Annotated in this window: 21 protein-coding genes and 1 pseudogene; 11 read left to right on the top strand and 11 right to left on the bottom strand. The window is 63.2% G+C overall.

Annotation, left to right across the window (positions count from 1 at the left end; translation table 11 throughout):
* Positions 1 to 50 precede the first annotated feature (50 nt).
* Both OH764_RS04065 and OH764_RS04060 read left to right on the top strand, forming a co-directional pair.
* The gene (locus OH764_RS04065) at positions 51 to 554 is read left to right on the top strand and encodes a YbhB/YbcL family Raf kinase inhibitor-like protein (protein WP_020065276.1); all 504 of its coding nucleotides are present in this window, start codon (positions 51 to 53) and stop codon (positions 552 to 554) included.
* 178 nt (positions 555 to 732) lie between these two features.
* A complete protein-coding gene (locus tag OH764_RS04060; protein ID WP_498848104.1) occupies positions 733 to 2,181 on the top strand; it encodes an MFS transporter in 1,449 nt (482 codons plus the stop codon).
* Between the two features lie 143 nt (positions 2,182 to 2,324).
* Here the strand turns inward: OH764_RS04060 and otsA are convergent, their stop codons facing one another.
* From otsA to OH764_RS04030, 6 genes are all read right to left on the bottom strand, one after another.
* Positions 2,325 to 3,752, bottom strand: coding sequence for an alpha,alpha-trehalose-phosphate synthase (UDP-forming) (otsA, locus tag OH764_RS04055; RefSeq protein WP_020065274.1), 1,428 nt, complete (start codon positions 3,750 to 3,752; stop codon positions 2,325 to 2,327).
* Positions 3,753 to 3,977: 225 nt separating this feature from the next.
* Positions 3,978 to 4,253, bottom strand: a complete 276-nt coding sequence (locus OH764_RS04050; RefSeq protein WP_498848103.1) for a hypothetical protein — start codon at positions 4,251 to 4,253, stop codon at positions 3,978 to 3,980.
* Between the two features lie 153 nt (positions 4,254 to 4,406).
* A complete protein-coding gene (locus OH764_RS04045) occupies positions 4,407 to 4,634 on the bottom strand; it encodes a hypothetical protein (protein ID WP_498848102.1) in 228 nt (75 codons plus the stop codon).
* A gap of 91 nt (positions 4,635 to 4,725) precedes the next feature.
* Positions 4,726 to 6,126, bottom strand: coding sequence for a sigma-54-dependent transcriptional regulator (locus OH764_RS04040; protein ID WP_020065271.1), 1,401 nt, complete (start codon positions 6,124 to 6,126; stop codon positions 4,726 to 4,728).
* Positions 6,127 to 6,423: 297 nt separating this feature from the next.
* On the bottom strand, positions 6,424 to 6,684 hold the full coding sequence (locus OH764_RS04035; RefSeq protein ID WP_498848101.1) for a hypothetical protein: 261 nt from the start codon (positions 6,682 to 6,684) through the stop codon (positions 6,424 to 6,426).
* A 244-nt stretch (positions 6,685 to 6,928) separates the two neighbouring features.
* Positions 6,929 to 7,246 (bottom strand): ElaB/YgaM/YqjD family protein, encoded by a 318-nt coding sequence (locus OH764_RS04030; RefSeq protein WP_020065268.1) that lies wholly within the window; start codon positions 7,244 to 7,246, stop codon positions 6,929 to 6,931.
* Between the two features lie 307 nt (positions 7,247 to 7,553).
* On the opposite strand from OH764_RS04030, the gene OH764_RS04025 reads away from it, so the two are divergent.
* The 3 genes from OH764_RS04025 (at position 7,554) to OH764_RS04015 (ending at position 10,016) form a co-directional block, all read left to right on the top strand.
* On the top strand, positions 7,554 to 8,612 hold the full coding sequence (locus OH764_RS04025) for a sigma-54 interaction domain-containing protein (protein WP_027775614.1): 1,059 nt from the start codon (positions 7,554 to 7,556) through the stop codon (positions 8,610 to 8,612).
* A 238-nt stretch (positions 8,613 to 8,850) separates the two neighbouring features.
* Positions 8,851 to 9,477, top strand: a complete 627-nt coding sequence (locus OH764_RS04020; RefSeq protein WP_498848100.1) for a hypothetical protein — start codon at positions 8,851 to 8,853, stop codon at positions 9,475 to 9,477.
* Positions 9,474 to 10,016, top strand: a complete 543-nt coding sequence (locus OH764_RS04015) for a hypothetical protein (protein WP_498848099.1) — start codon at positions 9,474 to 9,476, stop codon at positions 10,014 to 10,016. Before OH764_RS04020 ends, OH764_RS04015 begins: the two co-directional genes overlap by 4 nt.
* 105 nt (positions 10,017 to 10,121) lie before the next feature.
* Here OH764_RS04015 and OH764_RS04010 read toward each other — a convergent pair whose 3' ends face one another.
* Both OH764_RS04010 and OH764_RS04005 read right to left on the bottom strand, forming a co-directional pair.
* Entirely contained in the window at positions 10,122 to 11,468 is a 1,347-nt protein-coding gene (locus OH764_RS04010; RefSeq protein ID WP_013338552.1) for an ABC transporter ATP-binding protein, read from the bottom strand.
* A 94-nt stretch (positions 11,469 to 11,562) separates the two neighbouring features.
* A complete protein-coding gene (locus OH764_RS04005) occupies positions 11,563 to 13,314 on the bottom strand; it encodes an ABC transporter permease (RefSeq protein WP_498848098.1) in 1,752 nt (583 codons plus the stop codon).
* Between the two features lie 753 nt (positions 13,315 to 14,067).
* On the opposite strand from OH764_RS04005, the gene OH764_RS04000 reads away from it, so the two are divergent.
* Positions 14,068 to 15,753 (top strand): sensor domain-containing diguanylate cyclase, encoded by a 1,686-nt coding sequence (locus OH764_RS04000; protein ID WP_498848097.1) that lies wholly within the window; start codon positions 14,068 to 14,070, stop codon positions 15,751 to 15,753.
* Between the two features lie 114 nt (positions 15,754 to 15,867).
* Positions 15,868 to 16,134, top strand: coding sequence for a double-stranded DNA-specific endonuclease (locus tag OH764_RS03995; protein WP_020065259.1), 267 nt, complete (start codon positions 15,868 to 15,870; stop codon positions 16,132 to 16,134).
* A 156-nt stretch (positions 16,135 to 16,290) separates the two neighbouring features.
* Here OH764_RS03995 and OH764_RS03990 read toward each other — a convergent pair whose 3' ends face one another.
* On the bottom strand, positions 16,291 to 17,607 hold the full coding sequence (locus tag OH764_RS03990) for a two-component system sensor histidine kinase family protein (protein ID WP_498848096.1): 1,317 nt from the start codon (positions 17,605 to 17,607) through the stop codon (positions 16,291 to 16,293).
* On the bottom strand, positions 17,591 to 18,316 hold the full coding sequence (locus OH764_RS03985) for a response regulator (RefSeq protein ID WP_013338547.1): 726 nt from the start codon (positions 18,314 to 18,316) through the stop codon (positions 17,591 to 17,593). The genes OH764_RS03990 and OH764_RS03985 overlap by 17 nt, the downstream gene beginning before the upstream one ends.
* A 220-nt stretch (positions 18,317 to 18,536) precedes the next feature.
* On the opposite strand from OH764_RS03985, the gene OH764_RS03980 reads away from it, so the two are divergent.
* Positions 18,537 to 19,073 (top strand): Spy/CpxP family protein refolding chaperone, encoded by a 537-nt coding sequence (locus OH764_RS03980; protein WP_498848095.1) that lies wholly within the window; start codon positions 18,537 to 18,539, stop codon positions 19,071 to 19,073.
* Positions 19,074 to 19,303: 230 nt separating this feature from the next.
* Here OH764_RS03980 and OH764_RS03975 read toward each other — a convergent pair whose 3' ends face one another.
* Positions 19,304 to 20,014, bottom strand: a complete 711-nt coding sequence (locus tag OH764_RS03975) for a pirin family protein (protein WP_498848094.1) — start codon at positions 20,012 to 20,014, stop codon at positions 19,304 to 19,306.
* Between the two features lie 402 nt (positions 20,015 to 20,416).
* Between OH764_RS03975 and OH764_RS03970 the strand changes: the two are divergent.
* From OH764_RS03970 to OH764_RS03960, 3 genes and pseudogenes are all read left to right on the top strand, one after another.
* Positions 20,417 to 21,194: pseudogene (locus OH764_RS03970) on the top strand (ABC transporter substrate-binding protein).
* 319 nt (positions 21,195 to 21,513) lie between these two features.
* Positions 21,514 to 22,203 carry an ABC transporter permease gene (locus OH764_RS03965; RefSeq protein WP_020065253.1) on the top strand — a complete coding sequence of 230 codons (690 nt, stop codon included), beginning with the start codon at positions 21,514 to 21,516 and terminating at the stop codon, positions 22,201 to 22,203.
* Positions 22,200 to 22,913: an ABC transporter permease gene (locus OH764_RS03960; protein WP_498848093.1), complete on the top strand. Its 714-nt coding sequence runs from the start codon at positions 22,200 to 22,202 to the stop codon at positions 22,911 to 22,913. Before OH764_RS03965 ends, OH764_RS03960 begins: the two co-directional genes overlap by 4 nt.
* The last annotated feature ends 20 nt before the right edge of the window (positions 22,914 to 22,933 follow it).

Raw genomic sequence — 22,933 nt, 5'->3', positions numbered from 1 at the left:
GAAACCGTTCGCTTCGGCCATCGAAAACCCGTCAAGAAGGGAGGCACATAATGGCTGATTTCCGTCTCTGGTCCGACGATTTCTCCAACAACGGCTTCATGCCGAAGGCACACGAATACAGCGACAAAGCCTTTGGCGTCGATGGAGAAAACATCTCGCCCGCGCTGCAATGGGAAGGCGCGCCGGCTGACACGCAGAGCTTCGCGCTCACCGTGCACGATCCCGACGCGCCGACTGGCAGCGGGTTCTGGCACTGGGTGGTGGTGAACATTCCCGCCGACGTGCGTTCGCTGCCGCGCAACGCCGGCAAGGCCGACGGCTCGCTGCTGCCGCAAGGCGCGCTGCAGGTGCGCAACGACTACGGCACGGTCGGCTTCGGCGGTGCGGCGCCTCCGCGCGGCGACAAGACACATCGCTACATCTTCCGCCTGCATGCGCTGAGCGTGCCGCATCTGCCGATCAATGCCGAAACGACCAATGCGGTCGCGCGTTTCATGACGCATATGAACGAGATCGACTCGACGACCCACACCGGCCTCTACGAACTCAAGTAACGGCAAGCTGGCGATGCCGCGCCGCCCGAGCGCGGCGCGCATGTGACATGGGCGATGCCGGCGCGCTCATCCATTGCGCGCCGGCATCGCCGCGTCCCGCGAACCGTTTTGCAACGGCGCGCGATACCCACGGCTCGCTGTCCGACCGGCGGTTTGTCCAAGGCACATTCAACAACCGATGCACGCACAACCATCGCGCAATGGCGGCGCAGTACCGCCCAACGCAGAGCAGACAGGCGCGGCCGACAGCGCCGCAGCGTCCAATCCCGAACACGGCCTGCCGACGCCGCAACGCTATTGGGCGATGCTGGTCATTGCGCTCGCCCTCACGCTGGCAGTACTCGACAGCGCTATTGCCAATGTCGCGTTGCCCACTATCGCGCGAAACCTCCAGGCGAGTGCGGCCGGCTCCATCTGGGTCGTCAACGCATATCAGCTTGCCATCACCATTTCACTGCTGCCGCTGGCGTCGCTTGGCGACCGCATCGGCTATCGCCGCATCTATCTTGGCGGTCTGATTCTGTTCACGGTCGCGTCCTTCGGCTGCGCTCTTTCCACGTCGCTGTCGACGCTCGCAATTGCACGCGTCGTGCAGGGCTTCGGCGCGGCGGGTGTCATGAGCGTGAACACGGCGCTGGTCCGCATGATCTATCCGCCGACGCAACTCGGGCGCGGCGTCGCAATCAATGCGATGGTGGTGGCGGTGTCCTCGGCGGTGGGACCCACGGTGGCCTCGGCGGTGCTCGCCGTGGCCTCGTGGCCGTGGCTCTTCGCGATCAATGTGCCGATCGGCATCGCGGCGATTGTGGGCGGCTTCAAGGCCCTGCCCATGAACCGCGGCCACGATTCGCCATACGACCTGTTGAGCGCGGTCATGAACGCGTTCGTATTCGGCCTGCTGATTTTTGCAGTCGACGGTCTCGGGCACGGTGAACGGCTCGGCTATGTCGCCGTGGAATTCATCGGCGCGGTGGTGATCGGCTACTTCTTCGTGCGTCGTCAATTGAGCCGGCCGGCGCCGCTGCTGCCGATCGATTTGCTGAGGATTCCCATCTTCGCGCTGTCGATCGGTACCTCGGTCTGTTCGTTTTGCGCGCAGATGCTCGCTTTCGTGTCGCTGCCTTTCATGTTGCAGGACACGCTGGGTTTCTCGCAGGTCGACACGGGCCTCCTGATGACACCATGGCCCGCGGTCATCATCATCGCTGCGCCAATCGCCGGCGTGCTGTCGGACAAGGTGTCGTCAGGCTGGCTGGGCGGCGTCGGACTGGCCACCATGACCGTCGGACTGCTGCTGCTCGCCACGCTCGGAGCGCATCCCGACCCGGTGCAGATCGCATGGCGCATGGCGTTGTGCGGCGCCGGTTTCGGTATCTTCCAGTCGCCTAACAATCGCACGATGCTGTCGTCGGCGCCGCGTGAGCGCAGCGGGGGCGCGAGCGGCATGCTGGGCACCGCGCGCCTGACCGGGCAGACGCTCGGCGCGGCGCTTGTCGCGTTGATTTTCGGAGTGGCGCCGCACAACGGGCCAGTTCTCGCGCTGTATGTGGCCGCAGGTTTTTCCGCGGTGGCGGCGGTGGTCAGCACACTGCGCGTGACGCAACGGGCGAAAGCGCGGCCGGCCTGATCTACATTTTTTTGCGAACTCAACGCAAAAAGGGCGCGGATCGCTGCGAACGATCCGCGCCCTTCTCTTCCTTTTCTTCGACAACCTCGCTCTGACGTGACGAGCGCGCGGGGCTCCGCGAGAGCCGCGCTGCCGCAAAATTGCTATGACGACGCCGTCACGTCAGCGAGCTTTACCGCTTTGGCCGTCACGGAAGACGCCGTAGCGACGTTGCGCAAATCGCCGAGGAAGGTATCGCGCCAGACGGACAAGTTGTTCTCGCGCATCGGCGCCATCATGTCCGCATGGCGGGCCTGACGTTCGGCGAGCGGCATCGAGAGCGCACGTTCCAGCGCTTCGGCCATTTGCGAGAGATCGAACGGATTGACGACCAGTGCACCCGGCAGTTGCTCCGCCGCGCCGGCGAATTGCGAGAGCACCAGCACGCCCGGATCGGCCGGATCTTGCGACGCCACATATTCCTTTGCGACCAAGTTCATGCCGTCGCGCAGCGGCGTCACATAGCCGACCTGCGATTGACGGAAAAGCGCCATCAGCAGGTTGCGCTCGTATTTGCGGTTCAGGTACTGGATCGGCGTCCAGTCGAGCTGCGCAAAGCGGCCATTGATACGCCCCGCTTCGCCTTCCAGCGTCTGACGAATCCGCTGATAGGTCTGCACGTCAGCGCGCGTCGGCGGTGCGATCTGCACGAGCGACACACGCCCGTGCCATCCCGGCGCATTCAGCAGCAGGCGCTCGAACGCCTGAAAGCGTTCGACCAGACCCTTCGAATAATCGAGGCGATCGACACTCATGATCAGCTTGCGGCCGCGCATGCCGTCGCGCAGGCTGCGCACCGGCTTGCGGTCGGTAAACTGCTCGGCGGCCTTGGCGATCGCGTCCGGATAGATACCGATCGGATACGCACCCACCTTGAGGAACCGGTTGTACGCGTGAACCATGCCGTCTTCACTCGACGTGCCATGATGGCCACGCTCGATGAAATCGACGAACGACTGGCGATCCGCCTCCGTTTGAAAGCCGATCACGTCGTAGCTGCACATCGCCTTCACGAGTTCCTCATGCGGGGGAATCGTGCGCAGCACCTCGGGGACCGGAAACGGAATGTGCAGGAAAAAGCCAATCGGGTTCTTCACACCGAGATCGCGCAGGCAGCGCGCAAACGGCAACAAGTGGTAGTCGTGAACCCAGATAATGTCGTCAGGCCTCAGAAGCTCTTTGAGCTGCTTGGCGAGCGTCGCATTGACGCGCTGATAGCCCGCATATTCCTGACGGTCGTAACGCGACAGGTCATTGCGATAGTGAAACGTCGGCCACAGCGTCGCATTCGAAAAGCCGCGGTAATACTGGTCGTAGTCACGCTTGGTCAGGCCAACGGTCGCATAGGTCACGTTGCCTTGCTTCTCGATTAGCGGCGGGGACGGCTCGCTCACCGTCTCACCGCTCCAGCCGAACCAGACTCCGCCGGTTTCCTTCAACGCATCCAGCACGCCGATCGCCAGGCCGCCCGCTGCGGGCCGCCCTTCCTGGGTCGGCGCAACACGATTCGATACCACGATCAGTCTGCTCATTGGTGCTCCACCTAGTTCAGTTGTTTCGTTGCATACGGACATGTGCCAAAAAGGTGCATGCAAGTCGCGTGCCGTTTTTGCGGAAGCGGAGGACAAAAAATGTATGCAAATGTGACGGGCGAGCAAAAACCCGCAGCACGGGAACGCCGCGAAGAACTTCCTTGCGTTTCCTACGACGAACTGGCGAACGCCGTTCTCGCGTGATTATTTGCTGGGCAGAGAGCCTCACGCGTCCTGCTCGGAGCCTAGGTCGCGCTGGTAGTCGAGACCTTCCGGGCGGACGCCGCCCTGGTTGTACTCCCCGTCGGGTGGTGCGTGCGGAGCGACGCGATTCTGCGCGGACGGATCATGGTGAGGCGCCTGAGGGACGGGCGCGGCTGATGAATCAGGCGCTGGCGCGCGGGGCGACTCGGTAGAAAGCGGCGGACCGTTCTTCGTCGCCGGGGGACGGCCGTCGCGCTTGGAGTGGCGCGCCGAACGCCGCAGTGCTGGATGTCTCATGATCGATGCCTCCGGGCAAAGCCGCGCCGCCCAAGCAGTGGCGGCATCTACAAGTTTCGAAACGACGCCGTAACTGCCGGTAAAACATGCGCCGCATTTGTAACATGTACACAAGTTTGCGGCGCGTGGCTAGGGCTCAACCTGCAGGCCATGTCAGAGTTGCAGAGAGATTGGCGGGCGCCGACTGGCTTGGGGAGTTTGCGTGGGCTGCGGCGGCGGATCGCCGATCGGCGGCTCTACCGGTTCGATCGGCTGAGGACTGGGGTCGGGCACAGTGTCGGGCTCGCCCGGCGTCGGCGGCGCCGAAGGCGGTTCGATCGGCTCCGGACGATGTGCATGCTTCTGAAGCGGCGACGCGGGAGCGGCAACGTGTTCCGGCATGTCAGTGATCCTCGTTATGCGTTCTACCGAAACGCAGCAAGGGCTGTGCCGTCACCGGAGCGCTCCCGGCCAAAGCGGAGGCGATTGAACGCTAAGCGTCCGCGCCGCCCAGCGCGCGCGATTCGTCGGCGGAATCGCCTTCTTCACGTGCGTCGTTGCCATATTCCACGAGGCGGTTGTACAGCGTCTTCAGGCTGATGCCGAGAATCTCCGCAGCGCGCGTCTTCACGCCGCCGCACTGCTCGAGCGTAGCCAGAATCAGTTGACGATCCGCTTCTGCGAGCGACGTGCCGAACGGGATGGTGATCGCCGTACCGGCCGCCGGCTTCGACAACGTGATCTGCAGCGGCACGGTGGCCGTGCTGTCCGAATCCGTGCCCGACATGATGTGCGCGCGCTGTACGTAGTTCTTCAGTTCACGCACGTTGCCCGGCCACGGGTACGACAACAACATCTCCTTCACTGCGGGCGGGAAGTGTTTGCGCGTGCCATGACGCTCGTTGAGCTCGTCGAGAAACGCCTGGGCCAGCAACTCCACGTCTTTGCCCCGGTCGCGCAGCGGCGGCAAGCTGATCGGGAATACATTCAGCCGATGGTAAAGGTCGAGCCGCAGCTTGCCTTCCAGCACCGCCTGCTCCGGATCGCGGTTGGTCGCGGCAATCAGGCGCACGTCCGTTTCGATTTCCTTTGTCGTACCCACGCGCATGAACATGCCCGTTTCGAGCACGCGCAAGAGCTTGACCTGCAGCTCAATCGGCATCTCCGTGATTTCGTCGAGGAACAGCGTGCCGCCATTCGCGCGCTCGAAATAGCCCTTGTGCTGACGGTCGGCGCCGGTGAACGAGCCGCGCTCGTGACCGAACATTTCCGATTCGATCAGATTCGGCGAGATCGCGCCGCAGTTCACGGCGAGAAACGCATGCTTGCGACGCAAGCTCAGTTCGTGCAGCGTCTGCGCGGCGACTTCCTTACCGGTGCCCGATTCGCCGACCAGCATGACCGAAGCCGCCGTGGGCGCGACGCGGCCGATCTGGTCGTAGACCTCCTGCATTGCCGGCGAATTGCCGAGCATCAAACCAAAGCGGCCCATGCGGCGCAGTTCGCCGCGCAAGGTGCCGATTTCCGCTTTCAGGTCGCCGGCACGCGGCAGGCGCGAAAGAATAGCCTTCACGCGCTGCATGTTGATCGGCTTGACCAGGTAGTCGGTGGCGCCCATTTTCAGCGCGTTCACCGCCGACTCCACCGTGGCGTGGCCCGTGATCACGATCACTTCCACGCCGGAGCGCGGATCGAGATCTTCGAACAGGTCGACCCCGCTGCCGTCCGGCAGCTTCAGGTCGGTAAAGACAACGTCCGGCATTTGCCGGACGAGTTGAATGCGCGCTTCGCGCAAATCGCCCGCGGTGGCGGTGGTCAATCCGTCTTCCCCGATGATGGCGGAAAGCGCCTCGCGGGTACCTGCGTCGTCATCGACAATCAGTACATGTGGCATCGCGTCTCGAAAGCCTGCAAGCGTGGGAGAAGAGCATGCGGCGGGGCATGCTAAAAAGGGCGACGACCCTCGCGCGGGCGGCGGCGAATGCGACTCGATGTGAGCGCACGCCAACCTGCATCAAGCACGGGACCGCCGATTCCATTCAATACTGCAACAATACACGCAGAAAGCGGGACGTGATCGGCACTATTGTTCTGTATTTACCTATTATAAGGCTTTACTGAGACAAATTAACAGTCCCGCCACGGCGCCGCATCCCAGGGATTTCATGCGGCGCCCTGGCGAAAGGCAAGCTTATCTGCTGTGCGGGAACGGCCACGCGTCAGGATGGGCGGAGCCGTTTGCTCCATGGGCGCCGGGGCCCGTGCTCGCCGCCAGAGCCGCGCCGGGCGCGGACGACGACGGCGCGGTAACGGCGCCACCCTCGCCTTCCCAGCGGTGCAACTCACGCCCTGTCGCACCCTGCGCAGCACGGTTTCGTTGGACATAGCGGACCGCGAGGAAGCCGCCGAGCGCCATCAGCGCGCCGAAGATACCAATTTTGGGTCGAGCCATCGTGAACTCCTTGTGGTCGTTGAATGGGAGAAAGGTGGCGGCGGCGCATCGCGCCGCCGGTCATCTTCGATAAATCGCCAAGCGTTAGCCGGAACGTAAAGGCGCGGGAGTTTCGCTCGGCGCAGGTCCCGGCGAGCGCACAACAGGGGACCTGACCAGGATCGGCCGTGTTGAGCCGAAAATCAGCCAATCATCAGCTGATAATCAGCCGTTACTCAGCCGACGCCTCGCCAAGAGCCGGCCGTTAGCGCGCAGTCAGGACGCCCAGTACAAAGCCCACGCCCGCTGCAATGGCGACCGAACTCCACGGGTTTTGCCGCACGTAACGTTCCGTGTTGACGGTCGCCGAGCGATAGCGTCGCTGAGCGTTATCCTGCGCATCGCCGAGTGCGGATTGCAGCGTTTCCACATGGGTGCCCAGTTTCTGGCGCAATGCGCCTACGCCCTCGCCCGGCACATTGGCGGCGAGTCGCAGCATTTCTTCCGAGTCCTTGAGCAGCACCCGCAGATCCTCGACGATCTTCTGGCCGCCGAGTGCAAGCTGTTGCGTCGTGTCAGTCATCGTTTTCACTCCTCGTCTAGGGTCAGCGTTCGCGCGCCGCGGTGTTGGCGGCAAAGCGCACGCATGTCGGGAGGAAGGCGCAAACCCTGTGCCCGGTAACTTTAGCGAACACGCCGATACGCGGCATTCAGCCTTGGCACTTTCGACCGACTTGCGGCCACAGTTCATCGATAGCTGACACATAGATTGCAGGAAGCGCCGTCGAAGTGGTTAAATCGACCTTTGTGAGATACGACTTCAAGAGCTGTCTCGTTCCAGGCCTGCGCGCCGCAACAACGAACCTCATTTGCACAGGACTTCCCCGTTTATGGCGTCAATCGATGTGGACTCGCCCACTGTGTCCGCTGGCGGCAGCGCTTCCGCTCAGGCGAAGCAGCGCGTCACGGACGGCATCGCGGGACTGAAATCGTACGGCCTGCTTTACGGCTCGTCGCCGGTGATGCTCGACTTGTACGAGCAGATCGAGCGCGTCGCGAGCACCGACGCAACCGCGCTGATCATCGGCGAATCGGGCACCGGCAAGGAGCTGATCGCCCGCACAATTCACGATCAAAGCAGCCGCAAGGACGCGCCCTTCGTCGCCGTCAACTGCGGTGCGATTCCCGACGAACTGATCGAGGCCGAGCTTTTCGGCCATGAAAAAGGCAGCTTCACCGGCGCCGTTCAAGGGCGCATCGGCTACTTCGAGCATGCGAACGGCGGCACGCTGTTCCTCGACGAAGTGACCGAAATGGCGCCCGTGCGTCAGGTGAAACTTTTGCGCGCGCTCGAGACCGGCACGTTCTATCGCGTGGGCGGCAATGAACTGATCAGCGGGAACGTGCGCGTGATCGCCGCTACCAACCGCGACCCCGCCGTGGCCGTCAAGGAAAACGGCCTGCGCGAGGACCTGATGTACCGGCTGGCGGTTTTCCCCTTGCGCGCGCCGCCGTTGCGCGAACGCGAAAACGACCGCGAACTGCTCGCCCAGCACTTTCTCGCGCAACTCAATCAGCAGGAAGGCACCAGCAAGAGCTTCAGCAAACGCTCAATCGAAACGCTGCGCACATGGTCGTGGCCGGGCAACGTGCGCGAGTTGAAGAACGCGGTGTACCGCGCGTTTATCCTCGCTGAGAAAACGGTCGAGTTGCCGCATCCGCATCTTGCGTCGAAGGTGAAGCGGCCAGTCACGCAAGGCGATGCGATGAGCGTATGGATCGGCACGCCGCTCGCCGACGCTCAGAAGCAGATCATTCTCGGCACGCTGAAGTACTGCGGCGGCGACAAGCGGCGCGCGGCAAAAGCGCTCGGCGTCAGCCTGAAGACGCTTTATAACCGCTTGAGCGCGTACGGCGACGAAGGCTCGGAAGAAGATACCGAACACTAGCCGCGTCTGCGCAGAACTGCCTCCCGCAATCAGTTCGCACCACCAATCAAACCGGCCTCTCATTGAACAGAATCCGGTTTGACCCGCACCATCTTTTGCAATTTCTTGCACTTTTCCGCTGCCATTTACAAAACGCATCCTGCAAAATGCAGCAGCCCATTTTTCGTCGATGGGAAGAGGCGCTGCTCTTTCGGGGCGGCCTCTGCACGCGAACATGCAAGAAAAGTAGAGACAGGGAATGCGAAAGAAAATGGTGTGGGCCGAGTGGTTTAAACCGTGCTTGAAAGCCCGCCTGAAGACCAGCCCGAATACCCACCTGGAACGATTGGCCACGCGCCGACGGCCTGAAGCCGCCGTGCTGGCCGTAGTGGCGGTGGCGGTCTCGTCGGCGCTGAGCGGCTGCAGTTCGCTCTATACCGAAGGTGCCACGGCCGGCGCGGGTATCGCCGGCGCCGCGATTGCGGGGCAGGTTACCAATAATGCCGCCGTTGCAACCGGCATCGGCCTTGGCGCAGTGGCCGCCGCGAGAGCCGGCGTGCAGTACTCACAGCGGGTGGTCCACCGAAACACGCAGGACGGCATCGCGAAGATCGCCGGGCCGCTCGAAGTCGGTGCCGTCGCGCCGTGGAGCGTTACGCACTCCGTTCCGATCGAAGACGACGAACACGGCCGCGTCACCGTCAGCCGGACGATTAGCGCGGGCACGCTGGACTGCAAGGAAATCGTCTTTTCGGTCGACCACATTGCCACTAAAAATGTGCCTGCGAGCAGCGCGTTCTACGTCGCGTCTATCTGCCGCGACGGCGAAAACTGGAAATGGGCTTCGGCCGAGCCCGCTACCGAACGCTGGGGTGCCCTGCAATGACGGCGCATGCGCTTGCGACTGGAAAGCCGCTGCGTCGCCTGGGCCTGACGGCGGTCACGGCCGCGCTATGTGTCAGCGCGACTCTGCTCACGAGCGGTTGCTCGTCGATCGGCGCGGCAAGCGGTGCCGCCGCCGGTGTCGCGTCGGGCCTCGTCACGTCGAATCCGGCGGTCGGCATCGGTGTGGGTATCGCCGTGCAGGCCGCAACGGACGAAGCCGTGGGTCGCTATATGCGCACCATGCACACCGACCAGCAGAATCTGATTGCGGCGTTGGCAGGCGCAATGCCCGTCGGCGAAACGCGGCCCTGGTCGGTCAAACACACGCTGCCTATTGAAAACGGTCACGGCGAAGTGCGCGTCACGCGCGCGTTCGGGTCCGCGCTCGCGCTTTGCAAGGAATTCGTGTTCTCGGTGCGGGACGGCGACGGTCCGGGCGCTCGCGAAGACTGGTACACCGCCAGTGCGTGCCAGCAGGACAAGGGCTGGAAATGGGCTTCTGCAGAACCGGCCGTCGAACGTTGGGGCAACCTGCAATGAACCAGACGCGCCAGCGAACATTGCGCTAGTCACACGGCAGAACGAAAAAACGGCAGGATCTCCCCTGCCGTTTTCAATGAGCGACGCGCAGAAGCGCAGTCGCGCTCACGACTCCACGTCTTCCAGACTGAAGATTTCGGTCTGATCGTTGTACGAGAAAATCTCGCCGTAACGGCCCCAGTTGATGACCGCGTCGAGCGTTTCCTCGGCGGCGCTGTCGGACAGAAAATCCTCGAGTTCCTGTTCGAAGCGTACGCGCGGCGCGCGGTGCCCCGGCCGTTCGTTCAACACCTTCTTGATCCGCGCGGCGAGCGGCACATGCCGCAACAGGTGCTCGGCGAACATCATCTTGCGTTCCTGCGTGCCGAACTCCGCGAACACGCGTGCGGGCGGCGTCAGGAAAATATCGCCTTCGCGCACGTCAGCGAAACCAAGGTGTTGAAGCACTTCGGCCACCGGGAACAGATCGTCCACCTCCAGATGCAGCGAGCGTGCGATTTCCGGCATGTCCGCGCGGCCGTGATACGGCGCGGCGGCCAGCGTCTCGATCAGACCCGCCATCAGGTTGGTAGACACGTGCGGCAACCAGCTGTGCAGCTCCAGCCCCTTCCGGGTTTTTTCGTCGGTCTGACGCGCGGTCATCTTGGCGTAGATTTCGTCGACCAGACGGCGGAACGCAGGGTCGAGACGATTGCGCGGATGCTTGAACGGCACCTTGATCTCGGCAATCACGCGGCCCGGATTCGACGACAACACCAGAATCCGGTCGCACATGAACACGGCTTCCTCGATGTTGTGAGTAACGATCAACACTGCCTTGATCGGCATGCGGCCCTGCGTCCACAAATCGAGCAGGTCGGTACGCAGCGTTTCGGCGGTCAACACGTCGAGCGCGGAGAACGGTTCGTCCATCAGCAGCAGCGTGGGATCGACCACCAGCGCCCGCGCGAAGCCGACGCGCTGACGCATGCCGCCCGACAACTCGCGTGGATAGGCGTTCTCGAAACCGTCTAGACCGATCAGGTCGATGGCCGCGAGCGCGCGTTCGCGCCGCTCGCGCGCGGCCACGCCTTGCGCCTCGAGCCCGGCTTCCACGTTTTGCAACACGGTCAGCCACGGGAACAGCGCGAAGGTCTGAAATACCATGGCGACGCCCTTCGCGGGACCGTCGAGCGGCTTGCCCATATAGGTGACTTCGCCGTCGGTCGGCTCGATCAGACCGGCAATGATGCGCAACAACGTCGACTTGCCCGAGCCCGAACGCCCGAGAAGACCGACGATCTCGCCTTCACGCAGCGACAGGTTCGCGTCGTCGAGAACGAGTAGTTCGCCCTGCGACTTGTTGAAACCGCGGCACACGTCCTTGACACGCAGGATCTCTTCGCCGAGGCGCGGCGGCTTCGGCGGCGTCTGGATCGGCGCGGCGGTCATAGCAGCTTTAGGATTTTGCATCGCGATATGCCTTCAATTCTCAAGAAACGCCGGGCCGCCCGAGCTTTGCACGGCCCCGTTGTGGGCCCGGCGCGAGCGGCAAAGTGGGGCGCGCTTAGTCCAGCCGAAGCTTGGCTTCGGCGTACGCGTACATCGGTCGCCACAGCAGGCGGTTGAAGAGCGTCACGAACAGGGACATCACCGCAATACCCACGATGATCTTCGGATAGTCGCCCGCTGCCGTGGACTGCGCGATATAAGCGCCGAGCCCGTGCGCCGCAACCTTCGTGTCGCCCCACTGCACGAATTCCGCGACGATGCTCGCGTTCCACGCGCCGCCCGATGCGGTGATCGCGCCCGTCACGTAGTACGGGAAAATGCCCGGCAACATGGCCTGACGCCACCATTGCCAGCCACGAATGTGGAAATTCTTCGCCGCTTCCCGATAGTCGTTCGGATACGAGGTCGCGCCGGCAATCACGTTGAACAGGATATACCACTGGGTGCCGAGCACGATCAGCGGCGACAGCCAGATGTCCGGGTTCAGGTGGAAGCGAACGATCACGATCACGAATACCGGAAACAGCAGATTGGCCGGAAACGCGGCAAGAAACTGCGCAAGCGGCTGAATCTTCTCGGCGAGCGCCGGCCGCAAGCCGATCAGCACGCCGACCGGCACCCAGATCACGGACGCGAGGGCGATCAGCAGCACCACCCGCAACAGTGTGATGAGGCCGAGCATGAAAACGTGGCCGACTTCGTCGAGCGAAACGCCCGTGCGCACGTAAATGAAGACGCGATACACGACATAGACGGTGCCGATCAGGACCAGCGCCGCCCACACGATGTCGCCAAGGCGCGAGCTCTTCTGCATCTGCGGGATCTGGAAGCGCGGCCTTTGCAACGCTGGCAGCTGGAACGGCACGCGCGCGGCCTTGGCGAACATCCAGCCGAGCGGCACGAGCAAGCGGTGAATCAGGCGCGTGCGGCGGATCAGATCGAGCAGCCACGATTCCGGAGCGTCCCCCGAACTCGTGGTCTCCATACGGAATTTGTCCGCCCAAGCGACGAGCGGTCGGAACAGCAACTGGTCATACGCGAGAATCACGACGGTCATCGCGAGAATTACCCAGCCGATCGCGTGCAGATTCTTGACGACGATCGCCTGCGCGAGGTAGGCGCCGATGCCGGGCAGCGTGATCGTGTTGTTGCCGACGGTGATGGCCTCGGAGGCGACCACGAAGAACCAGCCGCCGGACATCGACATCATCATGTTCCAGATGAGACCGGGCATCGAGAACGGCACTTCGAGCTTCCAGAAACGCTGCCATGAAGTGAGGTGAAAGCCGCGCGAGACTTCGTCGAGATCGCGCGGCACCGTGCGCAGCGACTGATAGAAGCTGAACGTCATGTTCCACGCCTGGCTCGTGAAGATCGCGAAGATCGCCGCGAGTTCGGCGCCCAGCACGCGGCCCGGAAACAGCGCGAGAAAGAACGTGACCGTAAACGATATGTAGCCGAGCACCGGCACCGACTGCAGGATGTCGAGAATCGGCACCAGCACGAGACCCGCCCGGCGGCTTTTCGCGGCAAGCGTGCCGTAGATCAGCGTGAATATCAGCGACGCGACCATCGCCGCGAGCATGCGCAATGTCGTGCGCATTGCATACTCGGGCAGGTTCGCGGGGTCGAGCGAGATCGCCTGAGTCTTCAGCGTGGACATCGGCGCGAGCGTCTCGTGAAAGCCGATCGCCGCCATTGCGATGATGCAGATGATCAGCGGAAAGGCCACGAAGTCCCAGCGATTGGGCAGCACCCGCCATGCCGACGCATTGGCAGTGCGCTTCAGGTTGAAGCTGAAATCCATCAGACCCACTCCTCATTCATACAGGCGAACAAACGCGCGAACGAGGCCGCGACTTCGGCGCGGCGGTCTGACGATCGGTCCGGAAAGCGGAAATCAGGCATGGCAAAACGCGTGTGCGCGGTAAATCGTTAGCGTTGGTGACACGTGGACCAGCGACGGAAGTGCCCACGGGTAAGCCGCCCCGCAACCCCCAACCGTCAAGCCAGAATCCTGTCGCCGCAGGCGCCGCCCGTAGGCTGGCGAGCTTTCCTTTGTTTTGGACGGCACGACACTACACCATCCTATGTTTCAGGCACAACCTTTGGAGGCAAATCGCGACAACTTATAGCGGCCGCCTGACAACAGTCCGGCAATGACCTGACAGAGGCCTTCCGCCGAGAGCAAGCAGCCGTGCCGTGAGCCTCTTTTATAAGCAGCCTCACGACCATTGACCGAAAGGCCGGTCAAGCTCATTGATGCCGAAATTGCGGAATTACGCTTCGCACTGTCGCGCGGGGCATCAAGAAACCGGCCGGACTGCCGTTAAGAGCCTGATGGGTGAAGCCCATGAAATCTCATGCCTCAATAACGGTGGCGTCTGGCCCCATCACGGTTAGAATCCACAAAGATGCACTGCGTTGGTGGCTTATCCCGAGCACTAGCGACGGCGCACAAACGGCCGTTCCCACAATCGCGAAACGCGGGGCGAAACAGCGCCGCGGCGCCGCCACGAATAGCAAGTTGCATGTCTAAGCCAGACGGATCAGAGGGTCGATGAACAGGACAACCTTGCGCCAGGCAACCGGCCCGATCGTCTTCGTGCTGATCTTACTGGCTTGCTGGTTCGTGGCCGGCATGGTCGCGGACCGGATGGTACAGCAAGAACTTGCCGCGACCTTGCACGCCCAGCGCCAGATGTCGGCCTCCATCGTCGACAACATGGCGGAGGTGATAGCAAGCGACCTCGCGATGTCGCGGGCCATTCCTGCAACCATGGCCGAAATGGACGTGGTTCAGAACGCATTGGTGCAATCCCGGAATTATGCCGCGAACGGCGAGACGACGGAACCCGCCCTGCGCGCCGCGTTGCTAAAAGACCCGCGAATGACCGCCGTGAGCACGTTCCTGCACCGTGCGCAGGGCTTCTCCGGTCTCGATCAGGTGTGGCTCGTGAATGCGAATGGCATCTGCGTGGCCGCGAGCGATGTCCTCGCCGATATGCCGCGCAGTTCCTTTGTCGGCGTCGACATGCGCGTGCGGGCTTATCTCACGAGCGCCCTGCTCGGCGCGTTCTCGGAAGCGTATGGCGTCGGCCGCACGAGCGGCGAGCCCGGCATCTTCATTGCCGTGCCGGTCTACGCGGACGGAGAACTCACAGGCGCAGTCGTCGCCAAGGTGGGGATCGCGCGGCTGCGCCACTGGGTCGCCAATGCGGGGACCTTCGTCGCCGACAGCAACGGCGTCATCATCATGGCGCACGACAGCAAGCTCGAAGGCCACGCACTGCCGGACTCCCCAGTGACGAAGATGCGCGCAGCGGAGCGCAAGCTGGCCTATCGCCGCGATACGTTCCCGGATATCCAGATACACGTGGACACGCAGGTGCGCGAGGCAGCGCCGTGGGTGTCGGCCGCTGTCGCAGAACAGCTTTTCGCTTCGGCCGGACAGCCGGGACCGTCGCTGTATCAGACTCGCGGCGGTCTGAACTCGGGGCTGTCGGCGCATCTCGTCGAGCCCCTACCCTTCTGGCCCGAACTGCTGCGCAACCATAAGCGCGATCATCTGCTGGTATTCCTCACGCTTGCCGGCACCGTGGCGCTTGCATGGGTGATCACCGTCTCGTACGTGCGTGAGCGGCGTCACCACCGGGCCACGCGCGATCTTGCCGAACAGTTGCAATCGGCCAATACGCTGCTGTCGGCCGAGGCGCGTCATGACGCATTGACCGGCGCGCTGTCGCGACGCTATTTCCTCGACTTGCTGCGCCATGAAATCGACCGTGCGCATCTGGGCAATGAGCCACTGTGCATGGCTATTGCGGATCTCGATCACTTCAAGCAGATCAACGACCGCTTCGGCCATGCCGCCGGCGACCGCGCGCTCGAACATTTCGTCGACACGTGCCGGGCGGAACTGCGCGGCGCCGATGCGATCGGCCGGCTCGGCGGGGAGGAGTTCGGGTTGCTGCTGCCGGCCACCGATCTTGCCGGCGGCCGCGAAGTGGTCGAACGCTTGCGCCTGCGTCTGAAGGCCGTGCCGTCGGCGAAGTTGCCGGCCTCGGTCACGCTCAGCGTAAGCATCGGCATCACCGAACTTTCCGTGGACGACCTCCCCGAACGGATCATGAGCCGCGCCGACACGGCGCTCTACGCCGCGAAGACCGGCGGCCGCGACCGCACCGAAGCACTGCCGCCCGACGACACCGCGCCGTCCGCGCGCACGGTGGCCAACATCTGGTAACCGTGCGTCCGCTGTCTGACGCAACGCAAGCCGAAGCGCCGGGCTTCCCGCAAGCAAGCAGGTATGATCGACACTGACCTTGGGTTGTCGCTACCGCTTTAACGGGAGATTCGCATGAAGGGAAATCTGGTCATCGTTTGCCGCGATCAGGATGCTGACGCGTTCGACCATCTGCTAGCCGAATACGGCGCGTTTCAGACGCGCCTGTCGTCCACCGCCTGGTATCTGAAGCTGGATGTCGCGCCAGAAGTCATTCAGGAAGAAATCCTCGCGCGCCTCGGCAAGTACACGACGCACTATATTTTCGAAGCCGAAACCGTGACCTGGAATACGGTGGATAGCGAAGCGGCGAATGCGCTGAACACGCTCTTCTCCGACTAGCGCGGCGCTTGGCCCAGCTCGATGGGGCGTTCTGGTTACCCGCCCAGGTTGCAGGCGACGGCTTGAAAAGAAGCTCGAGCAGCGGGCACCGTGCCAAGCGCGCGGGCAACAGAACAGCAGCGAAAGACGCGGCGTACGGCCGCGCCTGCGATCACATCACCAGACGCTTTCCGAGGCCGTCTTCACCTGAGGCACGGCGGAAAACGCAAAGCTCATCAAGACCCGCAAGCCCCGGCCGCCGTGGTTGCCTATCTCCCACTCTCCTCCCGCGCGCCGAACCAGCCGCTCGACGATGGCGAGCCCCAAACCGCTGTGGCCGTTGCCGCCGCGCGCCGGATCGAGGCGCACAAAAGGCCGGCTTGCATTGACGAGATCCTGCGCGGCAATGCCCTTGCCGTTGTCGCTCACCGACAGCGTGAAGCCTTCCGCGGTGCGTGCAGTGGCCACCACGACTGGCGGTGCGCCATAGGCGTGGGCGTTGTCGAGCAGATTGGACAGAATTCTGTCGAGCGTCGCGGCGGGGAGGCGGAAACCGGGACCCGCCCGCAGGTCGGTTTCAACGGTCGGCGCGCCCGAGGCCACTGCGCGATAACTGCGCACGACCCGCTCGCATTGCGCGTCGACTTCGACCGGTTCGCTGCGGTCGGCGCCGTCGTGCGCGAACACCAGGAACTGCTCGACGATGTGCGTCATAGAATCGACATCGCGCACGACGCCGTCGCGCATCTTGGCTTCGTCCATCATTTCGGCGCGCAGCCGCAAGCGCGCGAGCGGCGTCTTCAGATCGTGTGCGACGCCCGCGAGCATCACCGCGCGGTCGTTCTCGGTACGCGCGACTTCTTGGACCATCTGATTGAAGCCGTGTGTCAATTGCCTCAACTCGCGCGGTCCGCGCTCGGGCACGGGCGGCACCGGCAGGCCACGGCCGAACCGCGCAACCGCCTGGGCAAGCGAGCGCAGAGGCTGCTGCAGCGCCCATGCGGCGAAGAGTGCCGCCATGACCGCGAACGAGAAGATCATGACGAGCCACAGCACGGTGCGGTCGAGCGAACGCGGCGGTCGGAGCGGCTGAACCGGCACGACGATCCAGCTGTGGTCGGCGGTTCCGCGCACCCACAGCGTGGGCGGGCCGCCCGGCAAGCCGGCGCGCACCTGCGTGCCGGACGGCATGCGGTCGCGCACGTCTTCGATAAAACGTTCCAGCGGCGGCGGCATGTTCGGGGATTCAGGCGGCACCTCGGGGCTCGCCGGATCGACGAGTTTCACGCGCGAAGGCAACGGCTGGTCCGGGTTGCGGACCACGTGCTGACGCACCGCGTCGACGAGAAAAGTGGCTTCTTCGACGGCGTAGCGCGCTTGCAGCTGGTTGCGCTCGAGGCGCATGAGCGCGTACCACGCGAAATGCGACAGCAGCAACACCGCGACGACCAGCAATGCCAGCCGCCCGAACAGCGAATCAATGGGCCGGCGCATGCTGTTCGCCGTCGGGCACGAACACGTAGCCCCGCCCGCGCACTGTCTGGATGAAGCGCGGCGTGGACGGGTCCGTTTCGAGGATGCGCCGCAGACGCCACACCTGCACGTCGATGCCGCGGTCGGTGCCGTCGTATTCGGGACCGTGCAGCAACTCCAGCAGACGCTCGCGCGTCAGCGTGCGCATGGGGTGGTTCACGAAGATTTTCAGCAGCGCGAACTCGCTTCCGGACAGCGTAAGCGGCTTGTCCTCCAGATGCAGCGTGCGCGACTGGAAGTCCAGCGTGAAACGGCCGAAACTGAACGGCTCGCGCTGCTCGGGCGCAGCCGCCGACGGCAGCGTGCGGCGACGGCGCAAGACTGCCTGCACGCGCGCAAGCAGTTCGCGCGGATTGAACGGCTTGCCGAGGTAGTCGTCAGCACCGAGCTCCAAACCGACGATCCGGTCGACGTCGTCAGCGCGCGCGGTCAGCATGATGACGGGAATGTCGTCGCCCGACGCGCGCAGCTTGCGCAACGCCGTGAGCCCGTCGACACCCGGCATCATCAGGTCGAGCACGATCAGATCGGGACGCTCGCGCTCGAGCCTGCGTTCGAGCGAGCCCGCGTCGTGCAGCACCGACACTTCGATACCCTGGCGGGCCAGATAGTCGCGCAGAAGATCGCGCAATTCGACGTCGTCGTCGACAACAAGTATTTGAGTAGCCATGGAATGAAGTTTAACGCGCGACAGGAACGGTTTTGGATTTCAAGCAGGCCTCAAGGGTTACCGGGTGTTACCGTGAAAGCTGCACGTAATGGCCCGTAACAGCGGCACCAGGGCGCGTAACACAGCGGACGATGCAGTTCTCTACGCTGTGTCTTACCGAATGCAGGCCGTCAAACGTGATCGGATGCACCGTCGGCTATTCCATTACAAGGAGCATGACATGTCCACCAGAAAAATCTCGCGCGCCCTCGCCGTTGCCGCCACCGCTCTCGCCATCGGCGCGGGCGCAGCCTATGCGGCTCAACCCGCTCACGAGGCCCACGGCGGCCCCGGCGGATGGCATGGGCACTTCATGAAGGAACTCACGCAACTTCATGACCAGTTGAAGCTGAACGCGGATCAGGAAAAGCAGTGGCAAGCCGCGCTCGACACCATGAAGCAGAACCACGAGGCGATGCGTGCGAACCACGAGCAGATGAAGGACCAGTTCAAGTCCGCGCAGCAGCAGCCGATTCTCGACCTGAACGCAATGGCCGCCGCGCATCAGCAGATCGAGCAGAAAGACGCACAGTTGCGCCAGCAAACCACCGACGCCTGGCTCAAGTTCTATAACGGCTTGAATGACCAGCAGAAGACAACCGTCAGCACAGCGCTGAAGCAGCGCTTTGCGAAGATGGAATCGCGTCACGAGAAGATGCGCGAGCGCTGGCAGCATCACCAGCAGGGTGCGGCATCGGCGCCTGCTGCAAATCAGTAAGCCACGCCAGTAGGCCACGCGTGGCCGCGCAGCCAAATGCGCGGCTCGATAAGCGAAGGCCACTCGCGTGGTCGCCTTAAAAAAAACGCCACGGAGCTTCTCCGTGGCGTTTTTTCCGTGTCTCGGCTTCTATTAGCGCGATCCCGGCAAGCGATCCGGCGAGCACTCGCGCTTGCGAGGTCGTTGCGCGCTCAACCAGTTGGGCCAGAACCGCCTGCAGCCAACGCTCTTTAGCCTTCGAGCCGGCCGAGGTCGAACAGCAACACTTCGGCGTTATGCCCTTTTTCCAGCGTCACCGTATCTGTCTCGCTGAGCTTGGCCGCGTCGCCAGCTTGAAGCGCCTCGCCGTTCACCGTCAACGAACCGCGTGCCACGTGAACATAGGCGAGCCGCCCTTCGGGCAGCGTGAACGTTGCCTGCTCTGTGCCGTCGATCAGCGCGGCGTAGATCGACGCGTCCGCGTGGATCGTCACAGAGCCGTCGCGGCCGTCGGGCGAAGCGACAACCCGTAGCCGGCCGCGCTTGTCGGCGGCCTCGAAGTGCTTCTCTTCGTAACCCGGCTGATCGCCCGCGCGTTGCGGGATCACCCAGATCTGCAGCAGATGCGCCTCTTCGTCCTGCGATGCGTTGAACTCGCTGTGCATTACGCCGGTGCCGGCGCTCATGCGCTGCACGTCGCCCGGACGGATCGTGGAGCCATTGCCCATGCTGTCGCGATGCGCAAGCGCCCCTTCGAGCACATAGGTCACGATCTCCATATCGCGGTGTCCGTGCGTGCCGAAGCCCTGGCCGCCCGCTATGCGGTCTTCGTTGATCACGCGCAGCGGGCCGAAATGGACATGATCCGGGTCCCGATAGTCGGCAAACGAGAAGCTGTGATACGAGTCGAGCCAGCCGTGGTTGGCGTGGCCGCGTTCGTCGGAGCGGCGAATTTCGATCATGAGGTACTCCCTGTCAAATCTGGCGATGGCCAGAATGTATGGGCTGCGCGCCCGTCGCACAATCGGCGCGAATGCACCGGATCGTTTCGCAAATCCGCGTAATCGCGCGAGGCCGCGGCCGATCTCGCACTGGCTCAACCCGGCTACGCGTCGCGCATACGCAACGCGTGCGCCGCCGCGCCCGTCCGACCGGCATTGCGCACTGGCGCCGCGCCCCTGTTCGGGTAAAATACCGCGCTTTTCATCGTAGATGGTGGCCGCAAAGGCGCCTGAACGCCGAGACGCCGCGCAGGGGACCCATAGCGGCGCGACAATTTTGGCCGCCTAGAATAGCGGCGCCGGCCACAAGCCGGCGTTCGTCGGGATCGGACACCACGACGATCAGTTTGACCCAGGAGAAACATGAAGAAGCTCGCACTGTGCGTAGCGCTTGCCGTCATGGCCACGGGCGCCATGGCAAAAGAATGGAAAACCGTACGCATCGGGGTCGACGCCAGCTATCCGCCGTTCGAATCGAAGGCGGCCAGCGGCCAGGTCGTCGGATTCGACGTCGATCTGACCAAAGCGCTGTGCGCAAGAATGAACGTGAAGTGCGTGTGGGTCGAGCAGGATTTCGACGGCATCATCCCAGCACTGAAGGGCAAGAAGTTCGACGCGATCGTGTCGTCGCTGACCGTCACGGACAAGCGTCGCGAGCAGATTGATTTCTCCGACAAGCTGTTCGACGCGCCCGCGCCGCATGATCGCCAAAGCCGGCTCGCCGCTCCTGCCCACCGCTGAATCGCTGAAGGGCAAGCGCATCGGCGTCGAACAGGGCACGACCCAGGAAGCCTACGCCAAGGCTTATTGGGAGCCGAAAGGCGTGACCGTCGTGCCGTATCAGAATCAGGATCAGGTCTACGCCGATCTCACCTCCGGCCGGCTCGACGCCGCGCTGCAGGACGAGATCCAGGCCGACGCCGGTTTCCTGAAGACGCCGCGCGGTAAAGGCTTCGCGTGGGCCGGTCCGGAAGTGAAGGATCCGAAAACCATCGGCGAAGGCACGGCCATCGGACTGCGCAAGGAAGACGCCGATCTGCGGACCATGTTCAATCGGGCCCTCGCCCAGGTTCATCAGGACGGCACGTTCACGAAGCTCGAAAAGCAGTACTTCGACTTCGACATCTATCCTGGACACTGAGCGTGCACTGATCGGACACTGAGCACGGTTCACAGGCGGGCCACCGCTTCAGGCACTTCGCCTGCTCGCGCGAGACGCGGGCACCATGGAACTCGGGGCTCGCCCGCATGGGCTTCCCCCGGGCTTCGTAATACAGTCGGTCTAGTTTCAAAGAGAGTCGAAAAGCGCGCTGCAAGATCGCCAACGGTCATGCAGTCATGATTTGCACAGCGGTACGCTGTGCGCCGCGGATCACAGCGAGCAAAGCTCGCGGTACATGCGGTGCAGAGCCGGCCGCGTCTTTCGCGGTGTGTCGCAAACGCATCGTCAAGGACCCGATATGTTCCTTCAAGGCTACGGCCCGCTGCTTCTCAACGGCACCTGGCAGACCGTCAAACTGGCGGTGTTGTCCCTGGCGCTTGCTTTCTTGCTGGGCCTCGTCGGCGCGGCGGCGAAACTGTCGAAGAACCGCTTCTCGCACGGTGCCGGCACGGTCTACACCACGCTCGTGCGCGGCGTGCCCGACCTCGTGCTGATGCTGCTGCTCTTCTACAGCATCCAGATCTGGCTAAACAATCTGACCGACCTGCTCGGCTGGGATCAGATCGACATCGACCCGTTCGTGGCCGGCGTCGCGGTTCTCGGCTTCATTTACGGCGCGTACTTCACCGAGACGTTCCGCGGTGCGTTCCTCGCCGTGCCGCGCGGCCAGCTCGAAGCGGGTGCGGCCTACGGCATGACGAGCTGGCAGGTGTTCTCGCGCATCATGTTCCCGCAAATGATGCGCTTCGCGCTGCCCGGCATCGGCAACAACTGGCAGGTGATGGTCAAAGCGACCGCGCTCGTGTCGATCATCGGCCTCGCGGATGTGGTCAAGGCTTCGCAGGACGCGGGCAAAGGCACCTTGCGGTTTTTCTTCTTCACCCTGTTCGCGGGGGCGATCTACCTCGTCATCACCACAGTGTCCAACTTCGTGCTGATGTACCTCGAAAAGCGTTACTCGACCGGCGTGCGAAAGGCGGATCTATGATCGAGATCATTCAGGAATACTGGCGCAACTATCTTTATACCGACGGCTACCGCTTCACCGGCCTCGCGATCACGTTGTGGCTGCTTGTGGTGTCGATCGGCCTCGGTTTCTGCCTGTCGATTCCGCTCGCCGTGGCGCGCGTGTCGAAGAAGAAATGGCTCTCCACTCTCGTGTGGCTCTACACGTACATCTTTCGCGGCACGCCGCTCTACGTGCAGCTACTGCTTTGCTACACGGGCTTATATAGCCTCGAGATCGTCCGCAATCACGAGCTGACCAACGCGTTTTTCCGCGAAGGCATGAACTGCACGCTGCTCGCGTTCACGCTGAATACCTGCGCCTATACCACCGAGATTTTCGCCGGCGCCATCAAGGCTACGCCGTATGGCGAAATCGAAGCGGCACGCGCTTACGGCATGTCGTCGTTCACCCTGTACCGGCGCGTGATTCTGCCCTCGGCGCTGCGCCGCGCGCTGCCGTATTACAGCAACGAAGTCATCCTGATGCTGCACGCCACGACCGTCGCATTCACCGCGACCGTGCCGGACATTCTCAAGATCGCGCGCGACGTCAACTCGGCAACGTATCAATCGTTCAATGCGTTCGGTCTCGCCGCCCTGCTCTATTTGTGCATTTCTTTCGCGCTGGTGTGGCTGTTCCGCCGCGCCGAGCGCCGCTGGCTCGCTTACCTGCGGCCGCAAGGCAAGTAACCGGCGCATTGCGCCAGCAC

It is taken from the genome of Burkholderia sp. M6-3, from assembly GCF_050858985.1.
Taxonomy (GTDB): Bacteria; Pseudomonadota; Gammaproteobacteria; order Burkholderiales; family Burkholderiaceae; genus Paraburkholderia; species Paraburkholderia caledonica.
The sequence above is the reverse complement of the archived record's forward strand: the minus strand, read 5'-3'. Positions and strand labels throughout refer to the sequence as shown.

Excerpts from the sequence above, each read along its gene's own strand:
- OH764_RS04065 (WP_020065276.1), top strand. The coding sequence starts at position 51 with ATGGCTGATTTCCGTCTCTGGTCCGACGATTTCTCCAACAACGGCTTC.
- OH764_RS04060 (WP_498848104.1), top strand. The coding sequence starts at position 733 with ATGCACGCACAACCATCGCGCAATGGCGGCGCAGTACCGCCCAACGCA.
- otsA (WP_020065274.1), bottom strand. The coding sequence starts at position 3,752 with ATGAGCAGACTGATCGTGGTATCGAATCGTGTTGCGCCGACCCAGGAA.
- OH764_RS04050 (WP_498848103.1), bottom strand. The coding sequence starts at position 4,253 with ATGAGACATCCAGCACTGCGGCGTTCGGCGCGCCACTCCAAGCGCGAC.
- OH764_RS04045 (WP_498848102.1), bottom strand. The coding sequence starts at position 4,634 with ATGCCGGAACACGTTGCCGCTCCCGCGTCGCCGCTTCAGAAGCATGCA.
- OH764_RS04040 (WP_020065271.1), bottom strand. The coding sequence starts at position 6,126 with ATGCCACATGTACTGATTGTCGATGACGACGCAGGTACCCGCGAGGCG.
- OH764_RS04035 (WP_498848101.1), bottom strand. The coding sequence starts at position 6,684 with ATGGCTCGACCCAAAATTGGTATCTTCGGCGCGCTGATGGCGCTCGGC.
- OH764_RS04030 (WP_020065268.1), bottom strand. The coding sequence starts at position 7,246 with ATGACTGACACGACGCAACAGCTTGCACTCGGCGGCCAGAAGATCGTC.
- OH764_RS04025 (WP_027775614.1), top strand. The coding sequence starts at position 7,554 with ATGGCGTCAATCGATGTGGACTCGCCCACTGTGTCCGCTGGCGGCAGC.
- OH764_RS04020 (WP_498848100.1), top strand. The coding sequence starts at position 8,851 with ATGCGAAAGAAAATGGTGTGGGCCGAGTGGTTTAAACCGTGCTTGAAA.
- OH764_RS04015 (WP_498848099.1), top strand. The coding sequence starts at position 9,474 with ATGACGGCGCATGCGCTTGCGACTGGAAAGCCGCTGCGTCGCCTGGGC.
- OH764_RS04010 (WP_013338552.1), bottom strand. The coding sequence starts at position 11,468 with ATGCAAAATCCTAAAGCTGCTATGACCGCCGCGCCGATCCAGACGCCG.
- OH764_RS04005 (WP_498848098.1), bottom strand. The coding sequence starts at position 13,314 with ATGGATTTCAGCTTCAACCTGAAGCGCACTGCCAATGCGTCGGCATGG.
- OH764_RS04000 (WP_498848097.1), top strand. The coding sequence starts at position 14,068 with ATGAACAGGACAACCTTGCGCCAGGCAACCGGCCCGATCGTCTTCGTG.
- OH764_RS03995 (WP_020065259.1), top strand. The coding sequence starts at position 15,868 with ATGAAGGGAAATCTGGTCATCGTTTGCCGCGATCAGGATGCTGACGCG.
- OH764_RS03990 (WP_498848096.1), bottom strand. The coding sequence starts at position 17,607 with ATGCGCCGGCCCATTGATTCGCTGTTCGGGCGGCTGGCATTGCTGGTC.
- OH764_RS03985 (WP_013338547.1), bottom strand. The coding sequence starts at position 18,316 with ATGGCTACTCAAATACTTGTTGTCGACGACGACGTCGAATTGCGCGAT.
- OH764_RS03980 (WP_498848095.1), top strand. The coding sequence starts at position 18,537 with ATGTCCACCAGAAAAATCTCGCGCGCCCTCGCCGTTGCCGCCACCGCT.
- OH764_RS03975 (WP_498848094.1), bottom strand. The coding sequence starts at position 20,014 with ATGATCGAAATTCGCCGCTCCGACGAACGCGGCCACGCCAACCACGGC.
- OH764_RS03965 (WP_020065253.1), top strand. The coding sequence starts at position 21,514 with ATGTTCCTTCAAGGCTACGGCCCGCTGCTTCTCAACGGCACCTGGCAG.
- OH764_RS03960 (WP_498848093.1), top strand. The coding sequence starts at position 22,200 with ATGATCGAGATCATTCAGGAATACTGGCGCAACTATCTTTATACCGAC.